Below are 19,801 nucleotides of genomic sequence, written 5' to 3' on the forward strand. Positions count from 1 at the left end.
GCGACAAGGTATTTTGGAGTGAATTCCAGAAACGCATTAATTCTCCAATCTGTCGGAGCGGATAGAATATTCCAGCACGGTGAAGCCAAAGGGGTTGGTCCAAACCTGATCGATGGAGCGGCTGGCCTCGGGTCGGAACTCAAAAAGTAGAGTGGCGGTGAACAGGCCGGTTTGAACGCCGTTGATTGAGTTGAGGCGTTTGCGCAGACGGACTGTAGCGCGATTGATGCCGATCCGATTGATACTGAGGACTTCGACGTCTAGACGGCCGCTCGTGCCATAAAGCGTGGGCGGGTAGTCCGCATTGGCACTATTCCAGATTTGGCGCAGCGAAGCTTCAGCGGCGCCGTCGGATCGCCTCAAAACACTGCGAACCCTCACATCATTGTCGAGTTGGTTGTAGACCTCGCGGTCACTGATGTAGCGGAACACTTCCGCCTCAATGATGGCCTGGTTTTCCGTAACTGTGGTGGCTCCGACAGAGACCTCGGGAAGTGCAAAGCCGGTCGCAGGATCATAGGGCACGACGACGGGCGGTGGATCGACGTCGAGCAGTGCAACAGCGGCCGCACTCAGACAGCCCAAGATGCCAAAGATCAGCCCCATGAGGCCGAGTCGTTGCCACGTCCGCTCACGGCGAAGGGCACCGTAAACTAGTTCTTCTTCAATGATTTCTTGTTCACTCGCCACGTATCACACCTCAATCTGCGCTGAGATCGGGCAGGGTGAAATCCATGAATCGCTGCTCTTCGGCGATGGTTGCGGCATCGATCACACCACCGGTGCCATCACCGACTGTTTGAATGGCTTCAAGCTGCCACATGGCAACAAGCGCAATTGCAAGTTCTGCCGTCACGCGCGTGTTGAGATCGACGCTTTCCTTCAACTCATCCATGTCATCGATCAGGCCGACCAGCCGATCGACACGCTCAAGCGATTGGCCCGCATCGCTGTAGCTGTTTTGCGCTGCGGCCGAGACCAGAGCGCCAGTTGTGGCTTGGGTCGCGATGCGATTTGCCCCAGGATTACCGCTGGTGGCCATTTCCGACAGCGTGTCGTCATCAAAGCCGAGATCGGCCAGAACGCGGTCCATCTGGGTTTCGATTTCGCCTGCGCCCGACCCGGACAGGCCCGAGAAGTCCCCATTCTTGATGGCCTCGATGGTCGCGATGATGTCGCCGAACTCTTGGTCTAAAAGGCCGTTGAGCTCATCTTCCATCTGCGTGCGAATAATCTCGGGCAATTCGGCGAGACGGGTCAGGGCCTCATATGTTCGCTGCAACTCCGCGAGTTGATCCGTGAGGGTGGCAAGCTGTTCGCGCAGCTGCGTCAGCTGCTCGTTTTGCAGAATCTCGTCTTCGATCATCTGCCGTAGCTGCTGGATATTTTGGGCGATGTTTTGGGTGTCGACGACGGGGACACCTTGCGCAAGGGCGGGAGAGAGGGTGCCCAAATGCAAACCAATCCCAAGCGTAGTGGCCAAGGCCGTCCTCATGAGTAAATGTCCCATCAATCAATCTCCCTGATCGTAAATTCCATGAACACCCCTTCGGCCATCCGGGCAGATGCCCGGGCCAGTTCTTCCGCAGACAAGACCCGGGTCCGTGCCGCCTGAAGCCGGACGCGGGCGGCCACGACACGCACGAGTTCTGCGCGGGCGTAGGTGTTAAGCGCCACGCTCTCCTGAACGTCCTCAGTCGTCGAAATGCGCTCCATGATGTCACGGATCCGCAAGGCCGCCTGTCTGATCGCGGCGGGGGAATTGTTTCCATAGAAAGCAGCGCCATGCCCTGTAATCGAGAGATTTGCATTGGCCAGAAGGGAAGGATCGATTGTGCCCAAGGCTTCGATACCGCCGATCCGGCTGAGATAGTGATTGTAGCGCTCAGGGATAACCTTGACGTAGTGCTGTGTTTCGCGAAACGGCGGCACGCCGCTGTATTCAAACACGCGGCCCGGCCCTGCATTGTAGGCGGCAAGCGCGTTGATGATGTTGCCGTCAAAAGTGTTGAGTTGCGTGGCCAAGTACCGCGCGCCGCCATGCACCTGCAGATAGGGGCTGTCATAGTATTCTGGATTAATGCCGAGATTGCTGGCGGTACCGGGCATGATCTGGGTGAGGCCAAATGCGCCAACGGGTGAACGCGCACCGATGGTAAAACGACTTTCCTGCCAAATCAGGGCTTGAAGAAGGGCGCGCCATTGGACCGCAGAGAGACCGGCGCGCCCGACGCCTGCAAAGCCGCTGGTTTCTTGCGCAACGCGGATAATGAGTTGTTCGATATTCTGGCCCGCATCGCCAAACATCTGCGTCCCCGCGGGATTGGGATCAACCTCGCCTGAGCCATAGACTGCCTCCACCGACCGGGCAGGATCACCACTGCCAGCTTCCAAACCAGACACCATTGCGGGCAGGCCTTGGCTTCCAAAGCTGGTTTGGGCGTCGAGAATACGCGCCAGCGTTTCCAATTGTTCGCGCTCGATCTCGGCAATGAGTTCGCGCGCGGATAGCTTGTCGGCTTGGGTCGCAAGATCGACTTCACGGTCACCGGTTTCCACTATGTCGCGTGCGGTCAGACCGTTATCGACCGTTGGCACCCCTTGAGCGACCGCGAGACCGGGCAGCAAAGACACGCAGAGGATATGAGCGAGCTTAGATAGCAATGTCACCCTCCAAAGTGCCAAGAGGCGTGAAGGTGCAATCGGGCTCAACTGGTGCAACTGCCGCAAGGAACGTGAAGCAATTGGCCTGTGGTTCTTGGTATTGTGCGCAGGAGGCAAGCATGCCGAGCGCGGCTATGAGGATCAGTGATCGTGTCATGTCAGTCTCCAGAAATCAGGTCGGTCGCGGTAGTCTGCACCTACAAGCGCTTCACCCTTCTCCATGCCGCCAAGGATCGTGAGGTTGGGGCCTAAAGCACTGAGATCTGCATCGACGACGATGGACCCTTGGTCGTCACGAATAAGCGCCAGCCGCGAATTGCTGCCTGTGTTCAGCAACACGTCGAGTTCTTTCTCGAAGAGGTTCAGCATGGCGTAGTCGGACGCATGGGCGCGGATGTTGGGCAGCAAGATTTGCGTCGGGACCGCTTCAACGATGGTCTTGCCGGTGCGGGTGCGTTCTAACTGGCTTGCGTATTGCGTCATCATCACCGCGACGGTGTTCTGCTTGCGTGCCGTCACCAGCCAGTTGGACAGTCGTTCTGCGAAATACGCGTTGTCGAGCGCCTTCCAAGCCTCATCAATCACAATGATGGTGGGGTGGCGATCCTCAATCTCGCGCTCAACGCGGCGGAACAAGTAGCTGAGAACGGCCATGCGCTCTTTTTCAGATTCAGAATCGAGAATACCCGTCAGATCGAAGCCAACAACATCCCCTTCGAGAGAAAACGTGTCCTCCAGAGACTGGCCAAAGATCCAACCGTAGCGACCGTCGTTGGTCCATTCCAGCAGGCGCTGGTGCAGATCACCACCATCATCGGTGGAAACAAGGAGCGATGCAAAGTCCTTCCAATTGCGCAGGGCAGGGTCGGTAGCATTTGCGTTCTGGCGGACTACCTCTTGGATGCGATTGGTTTGCACGGGCGTGAGTGGTTTGTCTACCCGGTAGAGCAGGGTGGCCAGCCAGTCCGAGAGCCATGCGGTGCCGCGATCATCCACTTCGGTCCAAAGCGGGTTCAGACCTGTGGTTTGGCCTGCTTTCAATGCTGCATAGCTACCCCCGTTGGCGCGGACCGCCATCTCCATACCAAGGCGGTAATCAAAGACGAAGATCCGCGCGCCTGCTCGACGGGCTTGAGTCATGAGGAATGCAGAAAGGACGGATTTGCCCGAACCTGGCCGTCCCATGATCAAGGTATGACCACTGGTCGGTTCTTTCTCGGGTGAACCTTGCTCGTGATAAGAGAACCAATAGGCACTTTGCTCCGGCGTTGGCAGCATGGTGATGACTTTGCCCCACGGCACCTCACCGGCGTTCTTGCCAAGTTGCGTCCGGTGAAACGCCGCGAAGTCTGCAAAGTTGCGATTAGTTATGGCACTGGCACGCACGCGTTTGGGCTGATTGCCGGGGTGTTGGCTGAGATAGTGCGCCTTGGCCGCAGCCCGCTCGCCGATCATCTTCACACCTTCGGCGGCGGCGGCGTTGACGATCTCTGCGCTTAGGGTCTGAAGTTCATCAAGCGTGTCGCAGAAGATCGTCACGACCATGTGGTGCTCGCCAAAGCTCTGCCGTTTGGCTTCCAGATCATCCGCGGCGATGTCGAGCGCTTCCATCAGTGAGAGGGCAGCGTCCTGCGATGCCTGCATCTGGCGTTTCTGGCGCTTGATGCGACCTGCCATCAGGTTGGAATTGATCGGCGTGAAGGAGTGCGTGACGATCATGTCGACGGGCAGGTTGAGCATGTCGAACATCGTGCAGGAGGTGCCTTCGGCATACTCTCCGATGGTGAAGCTCTTGCCGTAGCGATGGCCGACCACCCCTTCTGAAAGCTCAAAGTGGTCGTCAAAGAATGTCACCCGCGTGTTGGCAACGTTGAATGACAGAAACCCGAAGGTGCTGGCAGGGTAGAGCGGCAGTTCCTGACCTGTATTCAGCGCCCCGAGAAACCCGACCAACTCGCCTGCTTTGGCGGATAGGATGCGAGGCTTCAGATCAGCAAGGCCGGACACAAAGACGTTCACGGCTTCGACCAACCGCCTGAGCCGTTTCTGGGTTTCTTCTTTAAACCGTTCTGGCGCGCTTCGGTTGACGAACGGCAGAAAACTCTTCGGTGGAGGGCGGTGGATGACCGTTAGGGTCAGTGTTTTGTCGCGCAGCCCGCTGCCTGCGAGTTTGTTTCGCCATTGTTGGTCAACCTCACCGGCAAAGCTATCATCCGCAACGGGCTCCAACTCAAGCGCAATCGCCTTTGAGACTTTGTGTACGTAGTAGGAGTATTCCGGTCCAAGCTGGGCGATGATGCGCGCAAAGAGGGCTGTGATTTTGTCGAGGTAGGCATCGTCGGTCGTGTAGCTATTGATCCCGTCCAAGCGGATGCACTGAAACAGCTCGTTCACCCGCGTCCGTACCGTCTGATCACCGACCAAGCTGACATAGGGCAGCATATGCGCGAGGCGTGTCTCCCGCGCGTACCAATTGGGTATCTGCGTCCGGGCGTCCAGTGCTTCATCACGGGGCATAGCTATCGCCACCGTGTATCTGCCGGTTTCGGGTGGGAGGGGTTTCTTGCAAGGCTGTCATCATTACGTCGATGAAACGGGGATCCCAATCAGCCGCTTTCCAAAGCACAGGATAAAGCACAAGCGCGACCCCAAGGATTACCATGTGCTGAACCCAGACGAACAGCAGTACCGATCCAAAGAGCCAGACCACCGCATACATGATGGGCAGGCCTAGCAATTTTGGCGGCCGAACAAGGCCGAGGAAGAGTGGCGAGCGCTCAGCCACCGGCAAACACCGCAGCAACGATTGTGGGTGCAGCCGCGACTCCTGCGATGCCTACGAGCACCCAAAGCGCTTGGCGCAGATCGATGATGTTGAAGAACCAGCTAAGAAAGACGCCTAGAACGGCCAGCGTTGCAATCACGACTCCAAGCGGGCCGGTCAGCGCATCGACGATGCCCTGTAGCAGACTTTGAATTGGGGAGAGGTCGATGCTTTGCGCAAGTGCAGGGTCTGCGATCAGTAAGAACAGCGCCAATGATGCAGCGAAAGCGCGTGTAAAATGTCTCATGGGTTTGTTCCTTCCAGTCGAGCGGCTACCGCCATGACGCGGGCCACATGATTTTGGGTTTCTCGGTAAGGGGGGATGCCACCGTACTGCCGCACGGCATCGGGACCAGCGTTATAGGCTGCCAAGGCAAGACGCGGATCGCCGAACAGCTCCAGCATCATTGCAAGATAGCGGGCGGAACCATCGAGGTTCTGGAGGGGATCTCGTGGGTCAACGCCAAGATCGCGGGCCGTGGCTGGCATCAGCTGTCCAAGGCCAATGGCCCCTGCACTAGAAACCGCGCTCTGACGATAAGCGCTTTCGATTTCGATGTTGGCGCGGAAGAGAACGAGCCAATCCGAAACCGAAAGTCCCGCGCGGCGCAGACCGGGGTGGCTACCATAGCGCAACGCTGTGGTTTCGATGGCGGCAAGAACTTCATCGCGGGGGAGGAGAGCTCTCGAAGCGATTGCGGCGGTGCGGATTTCTTCTGTAACTGGGTCAGCGACGGGTTCGTCAAAGATTGCGAGCGCGTCTGCTGCAGGCCCTTGGCCTACGCCGTCGTTGTAGTTCCGAGCAAAGCTGTATTGAGATTGTGTCGCGGTCAGCGAGCCGTCGCTCTCCATGACCAGAACCATTTGGGCTGTTGCGGGTGGAGCAAACAGCCAAATGAAGAAAAGGCTAGTCGCTGCTGTCTTCGTTGCGGCTAGCGAGTTTGTGAGTTGTTCGCTGGCCCTCTTCGAGCGGAACATCGGCGTGGGAGAAGCCAATGCCAACGAGGAACGAGACAACGCCCGTGATGGTTTTGAATTCACGGATTTTGATATCGTTGTGAGTTGTGCGGGTCCGAGCCGTGACCAAAAGTTTTTCCACACCGTCATCGCTGACAGCGCGCATGATCCAGACGCCGTAATAGCTCGGACCTTTCTTATGCGCAGTTTCCTGGCACAAGATCTCGGCGCTATAGCCGCTTTCCACGAGTTCGCGGAATCTAGCCTCAGTGACAACATTCGGTGCTTCTACTTCCCAGTTCATAACTGCGATCACACTTCCCTATTCTCGAGACGTAGGATCGCACTGCCCACCATGGACATCGCGAACATACGAAAGTATATTAATGAAACGCAAGGTATATTATTGCGATTCTGATGTAGTATTTCCTCTCGGTCTGATCGGTCCGAGGGCTTTGCCATGCCGCGTCATATAAAGGATTCTTGGCAAAAGATGAAGCTACTGCATTTGGTCCCGCAAGTTATACTATTGAGTGCTGTGGTTGGGAGTTCAGCCAGCAGTGCAACCTGTCTCGCGCCGCAACGGCACTTTGTGCCGAGCGATCCGCAAGCTGCTCGAGAATACGCAGACCTCATCCAGAACGACTTCGAGATCTACATTCAGGATATACAGAGCTATTTCCGCTGCCTTGACGACGAACGGGCGCGCGCGTTTCAGGATGCGCGAGAGGTCAGCGAAGAATATGGACGGTTCTTTGGGACACTTGAACGTTAGCCTTGCCGGACAACCAGTCTAAACACTGGGCAATCAAATTCGAGGCTTAAGAAGTTCTTGCGCCTCTACACCCAGTGCTTCTGCGATAGCTTCAATCATGTCGATCGACGCGGCATGCTTTGCGTTTTCAATCTTGCCAATGTAGCCCCGATCAATGTCGGCACGATGCGCAAGGGTTTCTTGGCTGAACCCTTTGGATCGGCGCGCTTCCTGAATGTTCAGACCAAGTTGTATCCGTAGCTTCATGCCAAAGGCAGAGCCCAGATGTAGAGTATTTAACCACGCAATATATTCTACATTCGGAGGGTAGACTATTGTCTTCGGCCGATAATTTCCCGAATTAGGGTCCAACGCCATCATAGGCGAGTATGGAAGTAAAATTGCACGTGAGGGTTGGGCGAGTATTTTTGAAAGGGCGTTTTATCAAACCTATGCCAATCTTATGGTGAGAATTCATGCTAAAGAGTAATTTTGTCCAAGGCTGAATAGAGCCCTAAAATTTCCCGAGCAATCGCGCGGAAGTAGCCGCCTAGACCCTCAAAACCAAGCTGTTTTCTAATGACCTTAAATTCGGCCAGCAGATCCAAAGTGAATTAATTAGTGACCCAAGTTAACAAAGAAGCATCGCCCATTGCTCGGCTGATAGGACCCGATGGCAAGAGCACGGTTGGTTGGGTGTACGCTTGGGAGTCCACGGAATTGTCGATTCTATGGATCAACGAAAATGAAACGGCGACGTTCATTAATCCTGAAATATGCACCGAGAGATTGGCGCATGCCAAAGCGACAACGCCGGAAGAAGTGATTTCTTTTCTCAGTTTACTTCGAAGACCGTCAAGCTTGAGCAGATATTAGTGGGTAAGCGAGGACATAGTTGCCAATGCCGGATGAAGGTTCTAGCCTCACATGACGAAAATCCGTCATCTGGGAAATGCGCGTGGCGAATAGAACAACAATCAAGGACGTTGCTCGCGAGGCGGGCGTCAGCGTAACGACGGTCGATCGGGCAATCAACGGGCGCGGCACGGTCCGTCCCGAAACACTCCGGAAAATCTCCGAAGCGGCGCAGCGGGTTGGGTATTACGGCATGGGAACGTTCCGGGACCGGCTCGACCAATCACTTCCGGAAGTGAAACTCGGTTTTGTCCTACTCAAGCAATCGCAAGAATTCTATCGCAACTTCGCGCGGGAAATCGAACAAGCCGTGACGGCACGCAAAGACATACGCGGCGAAGTGCTCATTCGTTACTCGTCATCTCAATCGCCTGCTGAATTCGCGGAGATCCTGACTGAGCTCGGTGAGACTTGCGATGCAATTGCCAGTTCAGCAGTGAATGACCAAAAACTGGATCGGATCGTCCAAGTGTTGAAAGACAAAGATGTTCCCGTCTTTTCCCTGTTGAACGATTTTGCGCAGGGCATTCGAAAAAACTATGTCGGCTTGAACAACATGAAGGTTGGCCGACTGGCCGCTTGGTTGATTACAAAAACTGTGCATGAACCGGGTAAGCTTGCAATATTTGTAGGTGGCAACCGCTGGCACGGCCATGATCTTCGAGAGGTTGGTTTTCGGTCTTTTGTTAGAGAGGCAGGCTCCGGTTTCAGTGTCCTGGACACGCTGGTGAATTTGGAAACGCGGCAGCTGACCTATGAGGCAACCCTCGACTTGCTCGATCGACATCCAGACCTAAAGGGGATTTACGTGGCTGGCGGTGGCATGGAAGGAGCGATAGCGGCCTTGCGCGAGAGACATGCCGAACCCCAGGTCGCACTCATCGTCAATGAATTGACAGCCGAAAGTCGCGCGGCACTTGTCGATGGCTATGCAATTATGGCCATTGCGACGCCACTCCCGGACCTCTGCCGGGATCTCGTCGAAATGATGATCGCTGCCCGCGGGCAGCCGGATGATGGCGTCGCGGGGCAGTATTTTTTGGAACCGCGGCTGCACCTCCCTGAAATCGTATAATGACGTAAAAACATCATTTTGAAGCGCTTAAATGCGTCATGAATGACGTTAAATGCAGCGCGCTTGATTGACCGAGGCTAGAATCGTCGCAATTGTGATCTCGTTGCTGGTGGGAGGTACCAGCTTGGGAGGACGAAAATGCAGACAGCGCTGAATCATATGACTGTGCCGAAACTCGGTTACATTTCCTTTCTCGATTTGGCCGCAAAGCTCGGCTGCGTCGGGGTCGAAGTGCGCAATGATATTTCCCGTCCGTTGTTTGATAAACTAGATCCTGCAGAAGCTGGTCGTATCGCCTCGGACAAGGGGCTTCGTCTTGTTGGACTGAGCCAAGTCTATCCGTTTAACGACTGGAATCCTGAGCGTGAAGACGCGGTCAAGTCGCTGATCGCAACGGCCAAGGCATCCGGATCCGAAACCATCAGCCTCATTCCGCGGAATGACGGCACCGCGCTCGGAAATGGAGAGCGGCAGGCAAACGTAAGAGTCGCCCTCAAGGGCGTCCTTCCCTTGTTGCAAGATGCTGAGCTGACGGCGCTCGTTGAACCTCTGGGCTTTCAGCGTTCGTCGCTGCGCTCCAAGATAGAACTTGTCGAGATGATCGCCTCGGTTGGTGGGGAGGATCATTTCAAGATCGTACACGACACATTCCATCATACTCTGGCTGATGGTGGGCCTATCTTTCCCGAGATGACGGGCATCGTGCATATTTCGGCAGTGGTCGATCCGAAGTTAAGTGTTTCGCAAATGGAAGATGAGCACCGCGTTCTCGTCGATGAACATGATCGGCTCGGCAACATCGAGCAAATCGCGTCGTTGTTGGCGGCTGGTTACGACGGTCCGATCAGCTACGAATGCTTTTCGCCCAAGACCCATGCGCTCGACGATCCCTATACGGAGATCAAGCGCTCGTTCGATTTCATTTCCTCGCAACCTCAGGCGCTCGCTGTCTGACGTGAGGAGCAATCGCCCCGCTCTGGGGCTTCCGGCAAGGAATTGGTGGGCCGGACACCGACAGAGGGAGGAAACCCATGAAAAAGACCCTAATCGCAGCCAGCTTTGCCTCGCTGCTTGGAACCACTGCAATCGCACAGGAAATCGGTGCCACAATCGCGGCATTTGATGACAATTTCCTGACCGTCATGCGCAACGGTATGACAGATCACGCAGCGAGCCTTGATGGCGTCAACTTGCAAGTTGAGGACGCGAGCAACGATCTGGCCAAGCAGATCGACCAGGTCAGCAACTTTGTGGCTTCCGGTGTTGATGCGATCATTGTGAATATCGTTGACACCTCTGCCGGTGCGGCCATCACCGAAGCGGCTGGTAACGTACCGCTGGTCTTCGTCAACCGTCAGCCAGACAACGTGGACAGCCTGCCGGACACGCAGGCGTTCGTGGCGTCAAACGAAATCGAATCCGGCACGCTTGAAGCCTTTGAGATTTGCAAGAACTTGCGGGCCGCTGGCAAGGGTGGCGGCGCGACCGGTTACTTGATGAATGGCGAGCTGTCCAACCAGGCTGCTGTTCAGCGTTCCAAGGACGTGCATGACATCATCGGCACCGACATGTGTAACTTCATGACGCTGATCGACGAACAGACCGCAAACTGGTCGCGCGACCAGGCGCAGGATCTCATGACGAACTGGTTGTCTTCGGGCGAGCCCTTCGACTTCGTGATCGCCAACAACGATGAAATGGCGATCGGTGCGATCCAGGCAATGAAGGCAGCGGGTATCGATATGGCCGCCGTTGAAGTGGGCGGCGTGGATGCGACACAGGACGCGCTGGTCGCCATGCAAGCTGGTGAACTCGATGTCACGGTCTTCCAGGACGCATTTGGCCAGGGTGCTGGATCCGTCGACACGGCCCTCGCACTTGCGAACGGTGAAGATGTGGACAGCAAGGTCTATATCCCGTTCCAGCTGGTCACACCAGAAAACATCGAGAACTTCCTGACTAAGAACTAAGCTGATCCATAGCTTGCAACATTCGGAACGGCGCTAAGAGCGCCGTTCCCATTTTCGGCATATAAGGGGTAGGAAAATGGCAGACACGAGCCAAGGAACTGGCGGGTTGACCTTCGACCATTCCAAGAGGTCATGGCCCAATGAGTTGAACATATTATTAGCGCTGATCATCATCATCGCAATATTCGAGCTCGTGGGCCAAACATTTCCTTACATGAACGGTCAAAGCTTCCTGTTCGACACAAATGACCGATTTGATACAATCTTCAATGAAGCACGACTTCAAATCATTATTCTTCAGGTCGCTATTATCGGCATTATTGCACTTGGTGTGACACAAGTGATCATCACCGGCGGGATCGACTTGAGTTCCGGTCCTTTGGTAGCGGCAACGGCGATGGTCGCAATGAGTTTCGCACAAACTGAACTTGTAAATGGGAACCCGAATCCGAAGGCGCTCTTTGGAGTTTGGGCCATGGACCTTCCAGTGGTCATTCCGATTGTCGTCGGCCTCACTTTCGGAGCCTTCATTGGCGCTATCAACGGTACATTTATTGCTTATTTCCGAATTCCTCCATTCATTGCGACACTTGGGATGTTTCTTATTTGTCGTGGTATCGCGCTCTTGTGGAGCAATGGGCAACCAGTGTCATTCCCGACCGAGAGTTTCAAATTTCTAGGCTCTGGAATGATGCCCGTCGTTTGGTTCCTGGCATTAGCGGCAGTGTTTCACATAATCTTGCGCTTCACCGTCTACGGCAAACATACGTATGCTATTGGCTCAAACGAAGTTGCAGCACGGATGTCCGGCATCAATGTGAGACGCCATAAGGTAATGGTGTATATGATTGCATCAATGCTTGCGGCCTTTGCTGGAATTGTACTCAGTTCAAAGGGCGCAACTGCCCAAGCTGGGATGGGAGAATTTTACGAGCTCTTTGCCATCGCGATGGCCGTGATAGGCGGTATCAGCCTGACTGGCGGGCGCGGTTCGATTATTGGCACGGTCCTTGGTGCCATGGTTATTGGTGTCATTCGTTCGGGCTTCACATATGTCAAACTCGACGGGTCCTATCAGCTTGTCGCCATGGGCGCGATCATTATCGCGGCGGTGGTCCTTGACCAGTATCGTCAGCGCAATCGCGCTTGAAAGAGGAAAATCGAAAATGAGCGACGATTTCGTTTTAAGAACCGAGAACCTGACAAAACACTATGGTGGTGTCCATGCGTTGGAGGGCGCGAACTTCGAACTGCGTAGAGGTGAGCATGTAGCAATAATGGGCGACAATGGTGCCGGAAAATCCACTTTCGTGCGTCAGATCACTGGTGTTGAGCAACGCACTAATGGTCGGGTCTGGCTGTATGGAGAAGAAGTCAATTTTTCGGGGCCTTTGGAGGCACGTGAGCATGGCGTCGAAACAGTATTCCAGACACTGGCTCTGGCCGATGATCTGGACGTACCAGACAATCTGTTTTTGGGGCGCGAACGCACTTACGCAAACTGGTTGGGCCCTTTTCGTTTACTCGATTACAAGGCCATGAGACAATCGACTTTGGATGCATTGAACCGGACCGGAGTAAAAATTCCCAACATCCGGAACACAATTCAGAATATGTCGGGAGGCCAACGTCAATGTGTCGCCATTGCCCGCACGGCAACCTTCCATTCGAAGTTGACTATCATGGACGAGCCGACCGCTGCACTCGGAGTCCAGGAAACCGCACAAGTTGAGAACATCATCCGCACGTTGAAAGAGGAAGGTGAACCGCTCATTCTAATCAGCCACAACATGCGCCAGGTTATGGATCTTGTGGATCGTATCGTCGTGTTTCGACGCGGACGTATCTGCGCAAACCTGAAGAAAGAAGAGACGAATGGCGAGGACGTCGTAGCCTACATCACCGGCGCCAAGACCCAGCCGGAGTACGAGGACGCCGCTTAGCGCCGCGTTCCCGAATCCAAATACTAACGAGGGTTTCCCAGCATAAAGACCCTCAAAGCGGTCGACGGTTTCTCCCTACGTCGGCCGCTAACAGAATAATTTTGACCTATCCATACCGCTAATCAACGAGGACAACATGACAGTGAAATTTGCCATCCTGGGAGCCGGTCGGATCGGCCAGGTTCATGCAAGGGCCGTAACCGCAACGCCTGGTGCCACGCTTGTTGCCATCGCCGATCCAATGGCCGATGCGGCAAAAAAGGTCGCCGTCGCTTACGGCTGTGGCATCCGAAGTATTGACGAGATTGCAGCGAGTGACGACGTCGATGCCGTGGCTATCTGTACGCCAACCAACACCCATGCCGACTTGATCGAACAATTCGCTAAGGCGGGCAAGGCGGTGTTCTGCGAGAAACCGGTGGATCTGAGTCTTGAACGGGTCAAGAGCTGCTTAAAAACTGTCGAGGATCAGGGTGGGACGCTCATGGTGGGTTTCCAGCGCCGATTCGATCCGGATTTCATGGCGCTCAAAAAAACGATCGAAGATGGTCGGATCGGGAACGTCGAGATGATCACGTTGACCAGCCGCGACCCAGGTCCGCCGCCCTATGATTATATAAAAGTCTCTGGCGGGATCTTCCGCGACATGACGATCCATGACTTCGATGTCGCGCGTTGGCTGCTTGGCGAGGAGGTCGAGACCGTGCAGGCCGCGGCCTCGGTTCTGACTGATGAGAAAATCGGTAAACTAGGTGACTACGACAGCATCAATGTCATTCTGACCACCGCGAGCGGCAGGCAGTGTACGATCACAAATACCCGCCGTGCGACCTACGGGTATGACCAGCGTATCGAGGTGCATGGTTCGAAAGGATCGGTCTCAGCTGAGAACCACCGCGAAGCCAATATCGAGATCGCCGACAGCACGGGCTATACGCGCCCACCGCTTATGAATTTCTTCATGTCGCGTTATGTAAACGCATATGCCAACGAGATCGCGGCATTTGTTGACGCAATCGCCAACGGAAGCCCGACCCCGACCACCGGCCACGACGGCATGATGGCGCTGGCGCTGGCCGATGCAGCGCTGAAATCAGTCGCCGAAGGCTGTGTCGTCAAAGTCTCTGACTTAGTGGCGACTCAATGACAAGTTTCGCTCTTCGTGTGCAGTGCGACAGTCGTCGCGGCATCGTCTCTGCTATCTCGACATTTCTGGCTGACCAGGGCTGCAATATTACTGACAGCGCCCAGTTCGACGATGCCGAGACTGGCAATTTTTTCATGCGAACCAGCTTTCGGTCCGAGCGCGGCTTGGGCTTGGACGAGTTGCGCAATGCCTTCGCGCCGATTGCAAAAGAACTCGACATGGACGCGGAGTTCTTCGACGAGGCCGTGAAGCGCAAGGTCGTCATCATGGTCTCTCGATTTGGACATTGCCTTAACGATATTCTTTATCGCTGGCGCATCGGCGCTTTGCCGGTCGAAATCGTCGCCGTCATCTCAAACCACATGGATTACCAAAAGGTCGTGGTAAACGAAGACATCCCGTTTCACTGCATCAAGGTGACGAAAGAGAACAAGCCTGAGGCGGAAGCGCGCATCATGGCGGTCGTCGAAGAGACAAATGCCGAGCTGATCGTTCTCGCGAGATACATGCAGATCCTTTCGGACGAAATGTGTAGCAAGATGTCAGGGCGGATCATCAACATTCACCATTCTTTCCTGCCATCCTTCAAAGGCGCAAACCCTTACAAACAGGCCTTCGAGAGGGGCGTAAAACTGATCGGAGCGACATCGCATTATGTGACTGCAGACCTCGACGAAGGCCCGATCATCGAGCAGGACACGATCCGAGTGACCCATGCCCAATCGCCCGAGGATTACGTTTCGCTCGGGCGGGATGTCGAGGCGCAGGTATTTGCAAAGGCGATCCATGCTCATGTGAGAGGCAGGGTTTTTCTGAACGGAAACAAGACAGTGGTTTTCCCACCTTCACCGGGTTCCTACGCTTCAGAACGGATGGGGTAGGGGAGGGTAAACCATGAGCAAGACACTTGATTTGATTACCATTGGTCGATCCTCTGTGGATCTTTACGGTGCACAGATTGGCGGGCGGCTCGAGGATATGGGCTCGTTCGACAAGTATATTGGCGGCTCTCCGACCAATATTGCCTGTGGGACGGCACGGTTGGGGTTGAAATCCGCCGTCATCACGGGCGTCGGTGATGAGCATATGGGGCGCTTCATTCGCGAGCAGCTTGAACGCGAGGGCGTCAACACCGACGGCGTCAAGACCGACCCGGACCGGTTGACAGCTCTGGTTCTGCTGGGCATTCGTGATCAGGAACAGTTTCCACTGATCTTCTACCGCGAGCAATGCGCCGATATGGGGCTGACGGTTGACGACATCGACGAAGGCTTCATCCGATCCGCCCGCGCGGTTGTGGCAACGGGCACGCATCTGAGCCACCGGCAGGTCGAGGCGGCAACCATCAAGGCTCTGGAACTTGCGCGCGCGAACGGACAGCAGACCGCTTTGGACATCGACTATCGCCCGAACCTTTGGGGCGTGGCCGGTCACGGCGACGGCGAAAGCCGGTTTGTCGAAAGCGAAGCGGTGACGGCGAAACTGCAATCGACACTGCATCTGTTCGATCTGATCGTCGGCACCGAGGAAGAATTTCACATCGCGGGTGGTTCGACCGATACGATCAAGGCACTGCGCGCGGTGCGCGCGGTCTCGAAGGCGACGCTGGTGTGCAAACGCGGCGCGGCGGGGGCGGTGGCCTTTACCGGCGATGTGCCCGACAGTCTGGATGATGGACAGGCGGGACCGGGTTTTCCGATCGAGGTGTTCAATGTCCTGGGCGCTGGCGACGGCTTTATGTCTGGCCTGCTCAAGGGGTGGCTGGACGGCGAGGACTGGCCAACCACATTGAAATACGCCAACGCCTGCGGTGCCTTTGCCGTCAGCCGTCATGGCTGTACGCCTGCCTATCCAAGCTGGGAAGAGCTGCAATTCTTCTTTGAGCGCGGCATGAAACGGGCCGACCTGCGCAACGATGTCGAGCTTGAGCAGGTGCACTGGGCCACGAACCGCCACGGCGACTGGTCATCGGTGAAAACCTTTGCCTTCGACCACCGGCTGCAACTGGAAGAGATGGAGGGCTACACGCTGGAAAAGGGCGGGGCCTTCAAAGAACTCTGTCTTGCGGCGGCACTCAAAGTGCAGAACGGCCAGTCGGGCTACGGCATCCTGTGTGACAATCGGATCGGGCGATCTGCGCTGCACAAGGCCACGGGCACCGGTCTTTGGATCGGTCGCCCAACCGAATTGCCCGGCTCGCGCCCCATCGAATTCGAGCCGGAACTGGGCGAGGACATGGGCCGCCTGCGCGAATGGGCGCGGGAGAACGTGGTGAAGCTGCTGGTCTTCTGCCACCCGAATGACGACGACAAGACGGCCAAGATGCAGGTGGCGCGCGTCAAACGGCTGTTTACCGCAGCACGACGCAACGGGCTGGAATTCCTGCTGGAGATCATCCCGTCGAAGGTCGCCCCGGTCGATGACGACACCTCGGCCACGCTGATCCAGTCCTTCTATGACGCGGGTGTCTATCCCGATTGGTGGAAACTGGAGCCGTTCAAGACCGAGGCCGCCTGGGCCAATGCGGTGGCGGCCATCGAGCGGAACGACCCGCGCACACGCGGGATCGTGGTGCTGGGCCTTGATGCGCCCGAGGCAGAGCTGGCGGCAAGTTTCGCGCTGGCGGCCAAACAGCCGCTGGTCAAAGGCTTTGCTGTTGGGCGGACGATCTTTGGCGATGCCGCGCGGGCTTGGCTGAAGGGCGATATGGCTGATGATGCGGCGGTGTCGCAGATGGCCGAACGCTATACAGCACTGTGTAATATCTGGGACAATGCGCGGGCAGAGGCCCGCCTGAACGCGGGGTAAATCCTATGGGTAAGACGATCAGACTGACCGCCGCACAGGCGATGGTGCGCTATATCGCGGCACAGCAAAACGACGACGGCGAGCGCTTTATCGAAGGCTGCTGGGCGATTTTTGGCCACGGCAACGTCGCGGGACTTGGCGAGGCGCTGCACGGCGCCAAAGACAACTTCCCGACATGGCGCGGGCATAACGAGCAGACCATGGCGCACGCCGCCATCGCATATGCAAAGCAGTTGGGGCGGCGCAAGGCCATGGCGGTCACATCCTCCATCGGTCCCGGAGCGGCGAACATGGTGACGGCAGCGGCACTGGCCCATGTGAACCGCCTGCCGGTGCTTCTGATACCGGGTGACGTCTTTGCAGATCGTGGTCCGGACCCGGTCCTGCAACAGGTCGAGGATTTCACAGACGGCACCGTGACTGTAAATGACTGCTTCAAGCCGGTGACACGCTACTTCGACCGCATCATGCGGCCAGAGCAGTTGCTGACAGCCCTGCCACGCGCGTTCCGGACTATGACGGACCCTGCGGAATGCGGCCCTGTGTGCCTGTCTTTCTGTCAGGACGTTCAGGCCGAGGCGTTTGACTACCCTGAGAGCTTCTTTGAACCCAAAATCTGGCGTCAGCGCCGTATGCGCCCTGATGAGTTCGACTTGGCGGATGTCGCTAAACTGATCCGAGGCGCGCGCCGTCCTGTGATCGTGGCGGGCGGCGGCGTGCTTTACGCGCAGGCGACCGAGGCGTTGGCGGATTTTGCACAAACCCACAATATCCCTGTGACGGAAACGCAGGCGGGCAAATCCGTTCTGCCGTGGGACCACCCGCTGAACCTTGGCCCGATTGGTGTGACAGGCGGCGAGCCTTCGAACACCGTCTGCGCCGAAGCCGACGTGGTGATCGGCGTTGGCACCCGTTTTCAGGACTTCACCACCGGGTCGTGGGGGCTGTTTGCCAACCCTGCGCGCAGGCTGATTTCCCTCAACGTCGCGGCGTATGACGCCATGAAGCACGGAGCCGTGCCGCTGCAATCGGATGCACTGGTCGGCCTCGAGGAATTGGGCGAGGCGCTGAACAGCTACACGTCCCCCGGCAAAATCGACGGGCTGAAAGCGGACTGGCTCGGCAAGGTCGATCCGCTGACCGATGCGCCGGACGGCAATGAACTGGCAACCGACATGCAGGTGATCGGCGCGGTGCAACGGGCATCCACCGAAGAAACTGTCGTGATGTGCGCGGCTGGCACCATGCCGGGCGAACTGCACAAGCTGTGGAAAGCCAGCAAGCCGGGCAGCTATCACATGGAGTACGGTTTTAGCTGCATGGGCTACGAGATCGCCGGTGCCATGGGCATCAAGATGGCCCAACCAGAACGCGACGTGATCTGCTTTACCGGTGACGGCACCTATATGATGGCGAACTCGGAAATGGCGACGGCGGCGATGATGGGCATTCCCTTCACCGTGGTCGTGACCGACAACCGTGGCTATGGCTGCATCAACCGTCTGCAGATGAGCACAGGCAGCGCGGAGTTCAACAACCTGTTGGATCACTCGATCGGCGGCGAGAACTCCAACATCGACTTTGCCAAACATGCCGAGGCGATGGGCGCTGTCAGCGTCAAGGTCGGCTCGATTGCCGAACTCGAAGAGGCGCTGGCGAAGCGGGCGCAGGCCAAGGGCCCTTACGTGATCGTCATCGACACGGACCCCTATCCCAGCACCGAGCCGGGCGGCACATGGTGGGACGTGGGTGTCCCGGAAGTCAGCGAGCGCGCCGAAGTAAACGCCGCGCGCGCCAAGTACGAAACCAACAAGAAAACACAAAGGGCAGACTAATGGCTGTTAAGATCGGCATATCCCTGATCGCCTGGCAGAACGATGATCTGCCAGAGTTGACGAAGGACTACACCACAGAGGGCGCGATGGAGGATGCGGGGCGCATCGGCTATACCGGTGTCGAACGTGGCCGCCGGATGCCTGCGGACACCGAAGGCCTGCGCGCCTATCTGGACCGCTATGGCGTGTCGCTTTGCGGTGGCTGGTGTTCGGGCAACCTGATGGTCAATGACATTGCGACCGAGAAAGAAGCCATTCGCCAGCAGGTCGAACAGTTCGCAGCCCTAGGTGCGCCCTGCATCGTCTATGCGGAATGTTCCAACACCATTCAGGGCAATATCGGCCAGCCTGTCAGCCAACGCCCTAAACTGACCCGCGATGAGGTTATGGCCTATGGCGCGAAACTGTCCGAAGTCGCCAAATGGTCGCGCGATATCGGCACCGGCCTCAGCTATCACCACCACATGGGGGCGATGGTTCAGGATGCCGAAGACATCGACTGGCTGATGGAAGGCTCTACCGAGGACCTGACCCTGCTGTATGACACGGGCCACCTGCATTTTGCGGGCGCTGATCCTGTGGCCGTTCTGGACAAATGGGGTCACCGTGTGCACCACGTTCATTTCAAGGACGTGCGCCAGCCGGTTCTGGATTGGGTCAATGCCGAGGACAAAAGCTTCCTTGATGGGGTGGCCGCTGGGGTCTACTCCGTGCCCGGCGATCCGGAAGGCTGCATAGACTTTCAGGCCATCACCGACAAGCTCAAGGCGATGGATTACAACGGATGGATCGTGGTCGAGGCAGAGCAGGACCCCGCCAAAGCCGCGCCTTACGAGTATTCCAAGATCGGCTTTGATCACATCACTGAAATCTGTGGCCGTTCCGGCCTGACAATCGAGAAGTAGACCC

General features: G+C 56.5%; 21 protein-coding genes. 11 read left to right on the forward strand and 10 right to left on the reverse strand.

From position 1 onward, the window contains the following. Window positions 1-36: 36 nt before the first annotated feature. Genes OU789_RS15095 through OU789_RS15135 form a run of 9 tightly spaced genes read right to left on the reverse strand, consistent with a single transcriptional unit; the run spans window position 37 to window position 6,749 of the window. A complete protein-coding gene (locus OU789_RS15095; protein WP_274656440.1) occupies window positions 37-690 on the reverse strand; it encodes a virB8 family protein in 654 nt (217 codons plus the stop codon). 10 nt (window positions 691-700) lie between these two features. Then, on the reverse strand, window positions 701-1,510 hold the full coding sequence (locus OU789_RS15100; protein WP_274656442.1) for a type IV secretion system protein: 810 nt from the start codon (window positions 1,508-1,510) through the stop codon (window positions 701-703). Continuing rightward, window positions 1,510-2,598, reverse strand: coding sequence for a lytic transglycosylase domain-containing protein (locus OU789_RS15105; RefSeq protein ID WP_446719192.1), 1,089 nt, complete (start codon window positions 2,596-2,598; stop codon window positions 1,510-1,512). Before OU789_RS15105 ends, OU789_RS15100 begins: the two co-directional genes overlap by 1 nt. Window positions 2,599-2,653: 55 nt before the next feature. Continuing rightward, window positions 2,654-2,821 (reverse strand): hypothetical protein, encoded by a 168-nt coding sequence (locus OU789_RS15110; protein WP_274656445.1) that lies wholly within the window; start codon window positions 2,819-2,821, stop codon window positions 2,654-2,656. After that, window positions 2,818-5,181 (reverse strand): VirB4 family type IV secretion/conjugal transfer ATPase, encoded by a 2,364-nt coding sequence (locus tag OU789_RS15115; protein WP_274656447.1) that lies wholly within the window; start codon window positions 5,179-5,181, stop codon window positions 2,818-2,820. The genes OU789_RS15110 and OU789_RS15115 overlap by 4 nt, the downstream gene beginning before the upstream one ends. Beyond that, the gene (locus OU789_RS15120; protein WP_274656448.1) at window positions 5,171-5,449 is read right to left on the reverse strand and encodes a type IV secretion system protein VirB3; all 279 of its coding nucleotides are present in this window, start codon (window positions 5,447-5,449) and stop codon (window positions 5,171-5,173) included. Before OU789_RS15120 ends, OU789_RS15115 begins: the two co-directional genes overlap by 11 nt. Continuing rightward, window positions 5,442-5,735 carry a TrbC/VirB2 family protein gene (locus tag OU789_RS15125; RefSeq protein ID WP_274656450.1) on the reverse strand — a complete coding sequence of 98 codons (294 nt, stop codon included), beginning with the start codon at window positions 5,733-5,735 and terminating at the stop codon, window positions 5,442-5,444. Before OU789_RS15125 ends, OU789_RS15120 begins: the two co-directional genes overlap by 8 nt. Next, window positions 5,732-6,352, reverse strand: coding sequence for a lytic transglycosylase domain-containing protein (locus tag OU789_RS15130; RefSeq protein ID WP_274656452.1), 621 nt, complete (start codon window positions 6,350-6,352; stop codon window positions 5,732-5,734). The genes OU789_RS15125 and OU789_RS15130 overlap by 4 nt, the downstream gene beginning before the upstream one ends. Window positions 6,353-6,395: 43 nt before the next feature. Further along, the gene (locus tag OU789_RS15135; protein WP_274656454.1) at window positions 6,396-6,749 is read right to left on the reverse strand and encodes a hypothetical protein; all 354 of its coding nucleotides are present in this window, start codon (window positions 6,747-6,749) and stop codon (window positions 6,396-6,398) included. A 189-nt stretch (window positions 6,750-6,938) separates the two neighbouring features. On the opposite strand from OU789_RS15135, the gene OU789_RS15140 reads away from it, so the two are divergent. After that, window positions 6,939-7,220, forward strand: coding sequence for a hypothetical protein (locus tag OU789_RS15140; protein ID WP_274656456.1), 282 nt, complete (start codon window positions 6,939-6,941; stop codon window positions 7,218-7,220). A 33-nt stretch (window positions 7,221-7,253) separates the two neighbouring features. Here OU789_RS15140 and OU789_RS15145 read toward each other — a convergent pair whose 3' ends face one another. Continuing rightward, window positions 7,254-7,466, reverse strand: a complete 213-nt coding sequence (locus tag OU789_RS15145; RefSeq protein WP_274656457.1) for a helix-turn-helix domain-containing protein — start codon at window positions 7,464-7,466, stop codon at window positions 7,254-7,256. Between the two features lie 685 nt (window positions 7,467-8,151). Here OU789_RS15145 and OU789_RS15150 point away from each other — a divergent pair. The 10 genes from OU789_RS15150 (at window position 8,152) to iolE (ending at window position 19,797) form a co-directional block, all read left to right on the forward strand. After that, on the forward strand, window positions 8,152-9,189 hold the full coding sequence (locus OU789_RS15150; protein ID WP_274656458.1) for a LacI family DNA-binding transcriptional regulator: 1,038 nt from the start codon (window positions 8,152-8,154) through the stop codon (window positions 9,187-9,189). A 138-nt stretch (window positions 9,190-9,327) separates the two neighbouring features. After that, a complete protein-coding gene (locus tag OU789_RS15155) occupies window positions 9,328-10,143 on the forward strand; it encodes a TIM barrel protein (RefSeq protein WP_274656460.1) in 816 nt (271 codons plus the stop codon). Between the two features lie 77 nt (window positions 10,144-10,220). After that, the gene (locus OU789_RS15160) at window positions 10,221-11,159 is read left to right on the forward strand and encodes a substrate-binding domain-containing protein (RefSeq protein WP_274656461.1); all 939 of its coding nucleotides are present in this window, start codon (window positions 10,221-10,223) and stop codon (window positions 11,157-11,159) included. 76 nt (window positions 11,160-11,235) lie between these two features. Next, a complete protein-coding gene (locus OU789_RS15165; RefSeq protein ID WP_274656463.1) occupies window positions 11,236-12,309 on the forward strand; it encodes an ABC transporter permease in 1,074 nt (357 codons plus the stop codon). 16 nt (window positions 12,310-12,325) lie between these two features. Then, complete coding sequence (locus tag OU789_RS15170) at window positions 12,326-13,102, forward strand: ATP-binding cassette domain-containing protein (protein WP_274656465.1); 777 nt, start codon at window positions 12,326-12,328, stop codon at window positions 13,100-13,102. A 136-nt stretch (window positions 13,103-13,238) separates the two neighbouring features. After that, entirely contained in the window at window positions 13,239-14,249 is a 1,011-nt protein-coding gene (gene iolG / locus OU789_RS15175) for an inositol 2-dehydrogenase (protein WP_274656467.1), read from the forward strand. After that, window positions 14,246-15,130 carry a formyltetrahydrofolate deformylase gene (purU, locus tag OU789_RS15180; RefSeq protein WP_274656469.1) on the forward strand — a complete coding sequence of 295 codons (885 nt, stop codon included), beginning with the start codon at window positions 14,246-14,248 and terminating at the stop codon, window positions 15,128-15,130. The genes iolG and purU overlap by 4 nt, the downstream gene beginning before the upstream one ends. A gap of 13 nt (window positions 15,131-15,143) precedes the next feature. Continuing rightward, window positions 15,144-17,057: a bifunctional 5-dehydro-2-deoxygluconokinase/5-dehydro-2-deoxyphosphogluconate aldolase gene (locus OU789_RS15185; RefSeq protein WP_274656470.1), complete on the forward strand. Its 1,914-nt coding sequence runs from the start codon at window positions 15,144-15,146 to the stop codon at window positions 17,055-17,057. 5 nt (window positions 17,058-17,062) lie between these two features. Continuing rightward, window positions 17,063-18,892 carry a 3D-(3,5/4)-trihydroxycyclohexane-1,2-dione acylhydrolase (decyclizing) gene (gene iolD, locus OU789_RS15190; RefSeq protein ID WP_274656471.1) on the forward strand — a complete coding sequence of 610 codons (1,830 nt, stop codon included), beginning with the start codon at window positions 17,063-17,065 and terminating at the stop codon, window positions 18,890-18,892. After that, a complete protein-coding gene (iolE, locus tag OU789_RS15195; RefSeq protein WP_274656472.1) occupies window positions 18,892-19,797 on the forward strand; it encodes a myo-inosose-2 dehydratase in 906 nt (301 codons plus the stop codon). Before iolD ends, iolE begins: the two co-directional genes overlap by 1 nt. The last annotated feature ends 4 nt before the right edge of the window (window positions 19,798-19,801 follow it).

This window comes from Halocynthiibacter sp. C4, assembly GCF_028823805.1.
Lineage (GTDB): Bacteria > Pseudomonadota > Alphaproteobacteria > Rhodobacterales > Rhodobacteraceae > Falsihalocynthiibacter > Falsihalocynthiibacter halioticoli.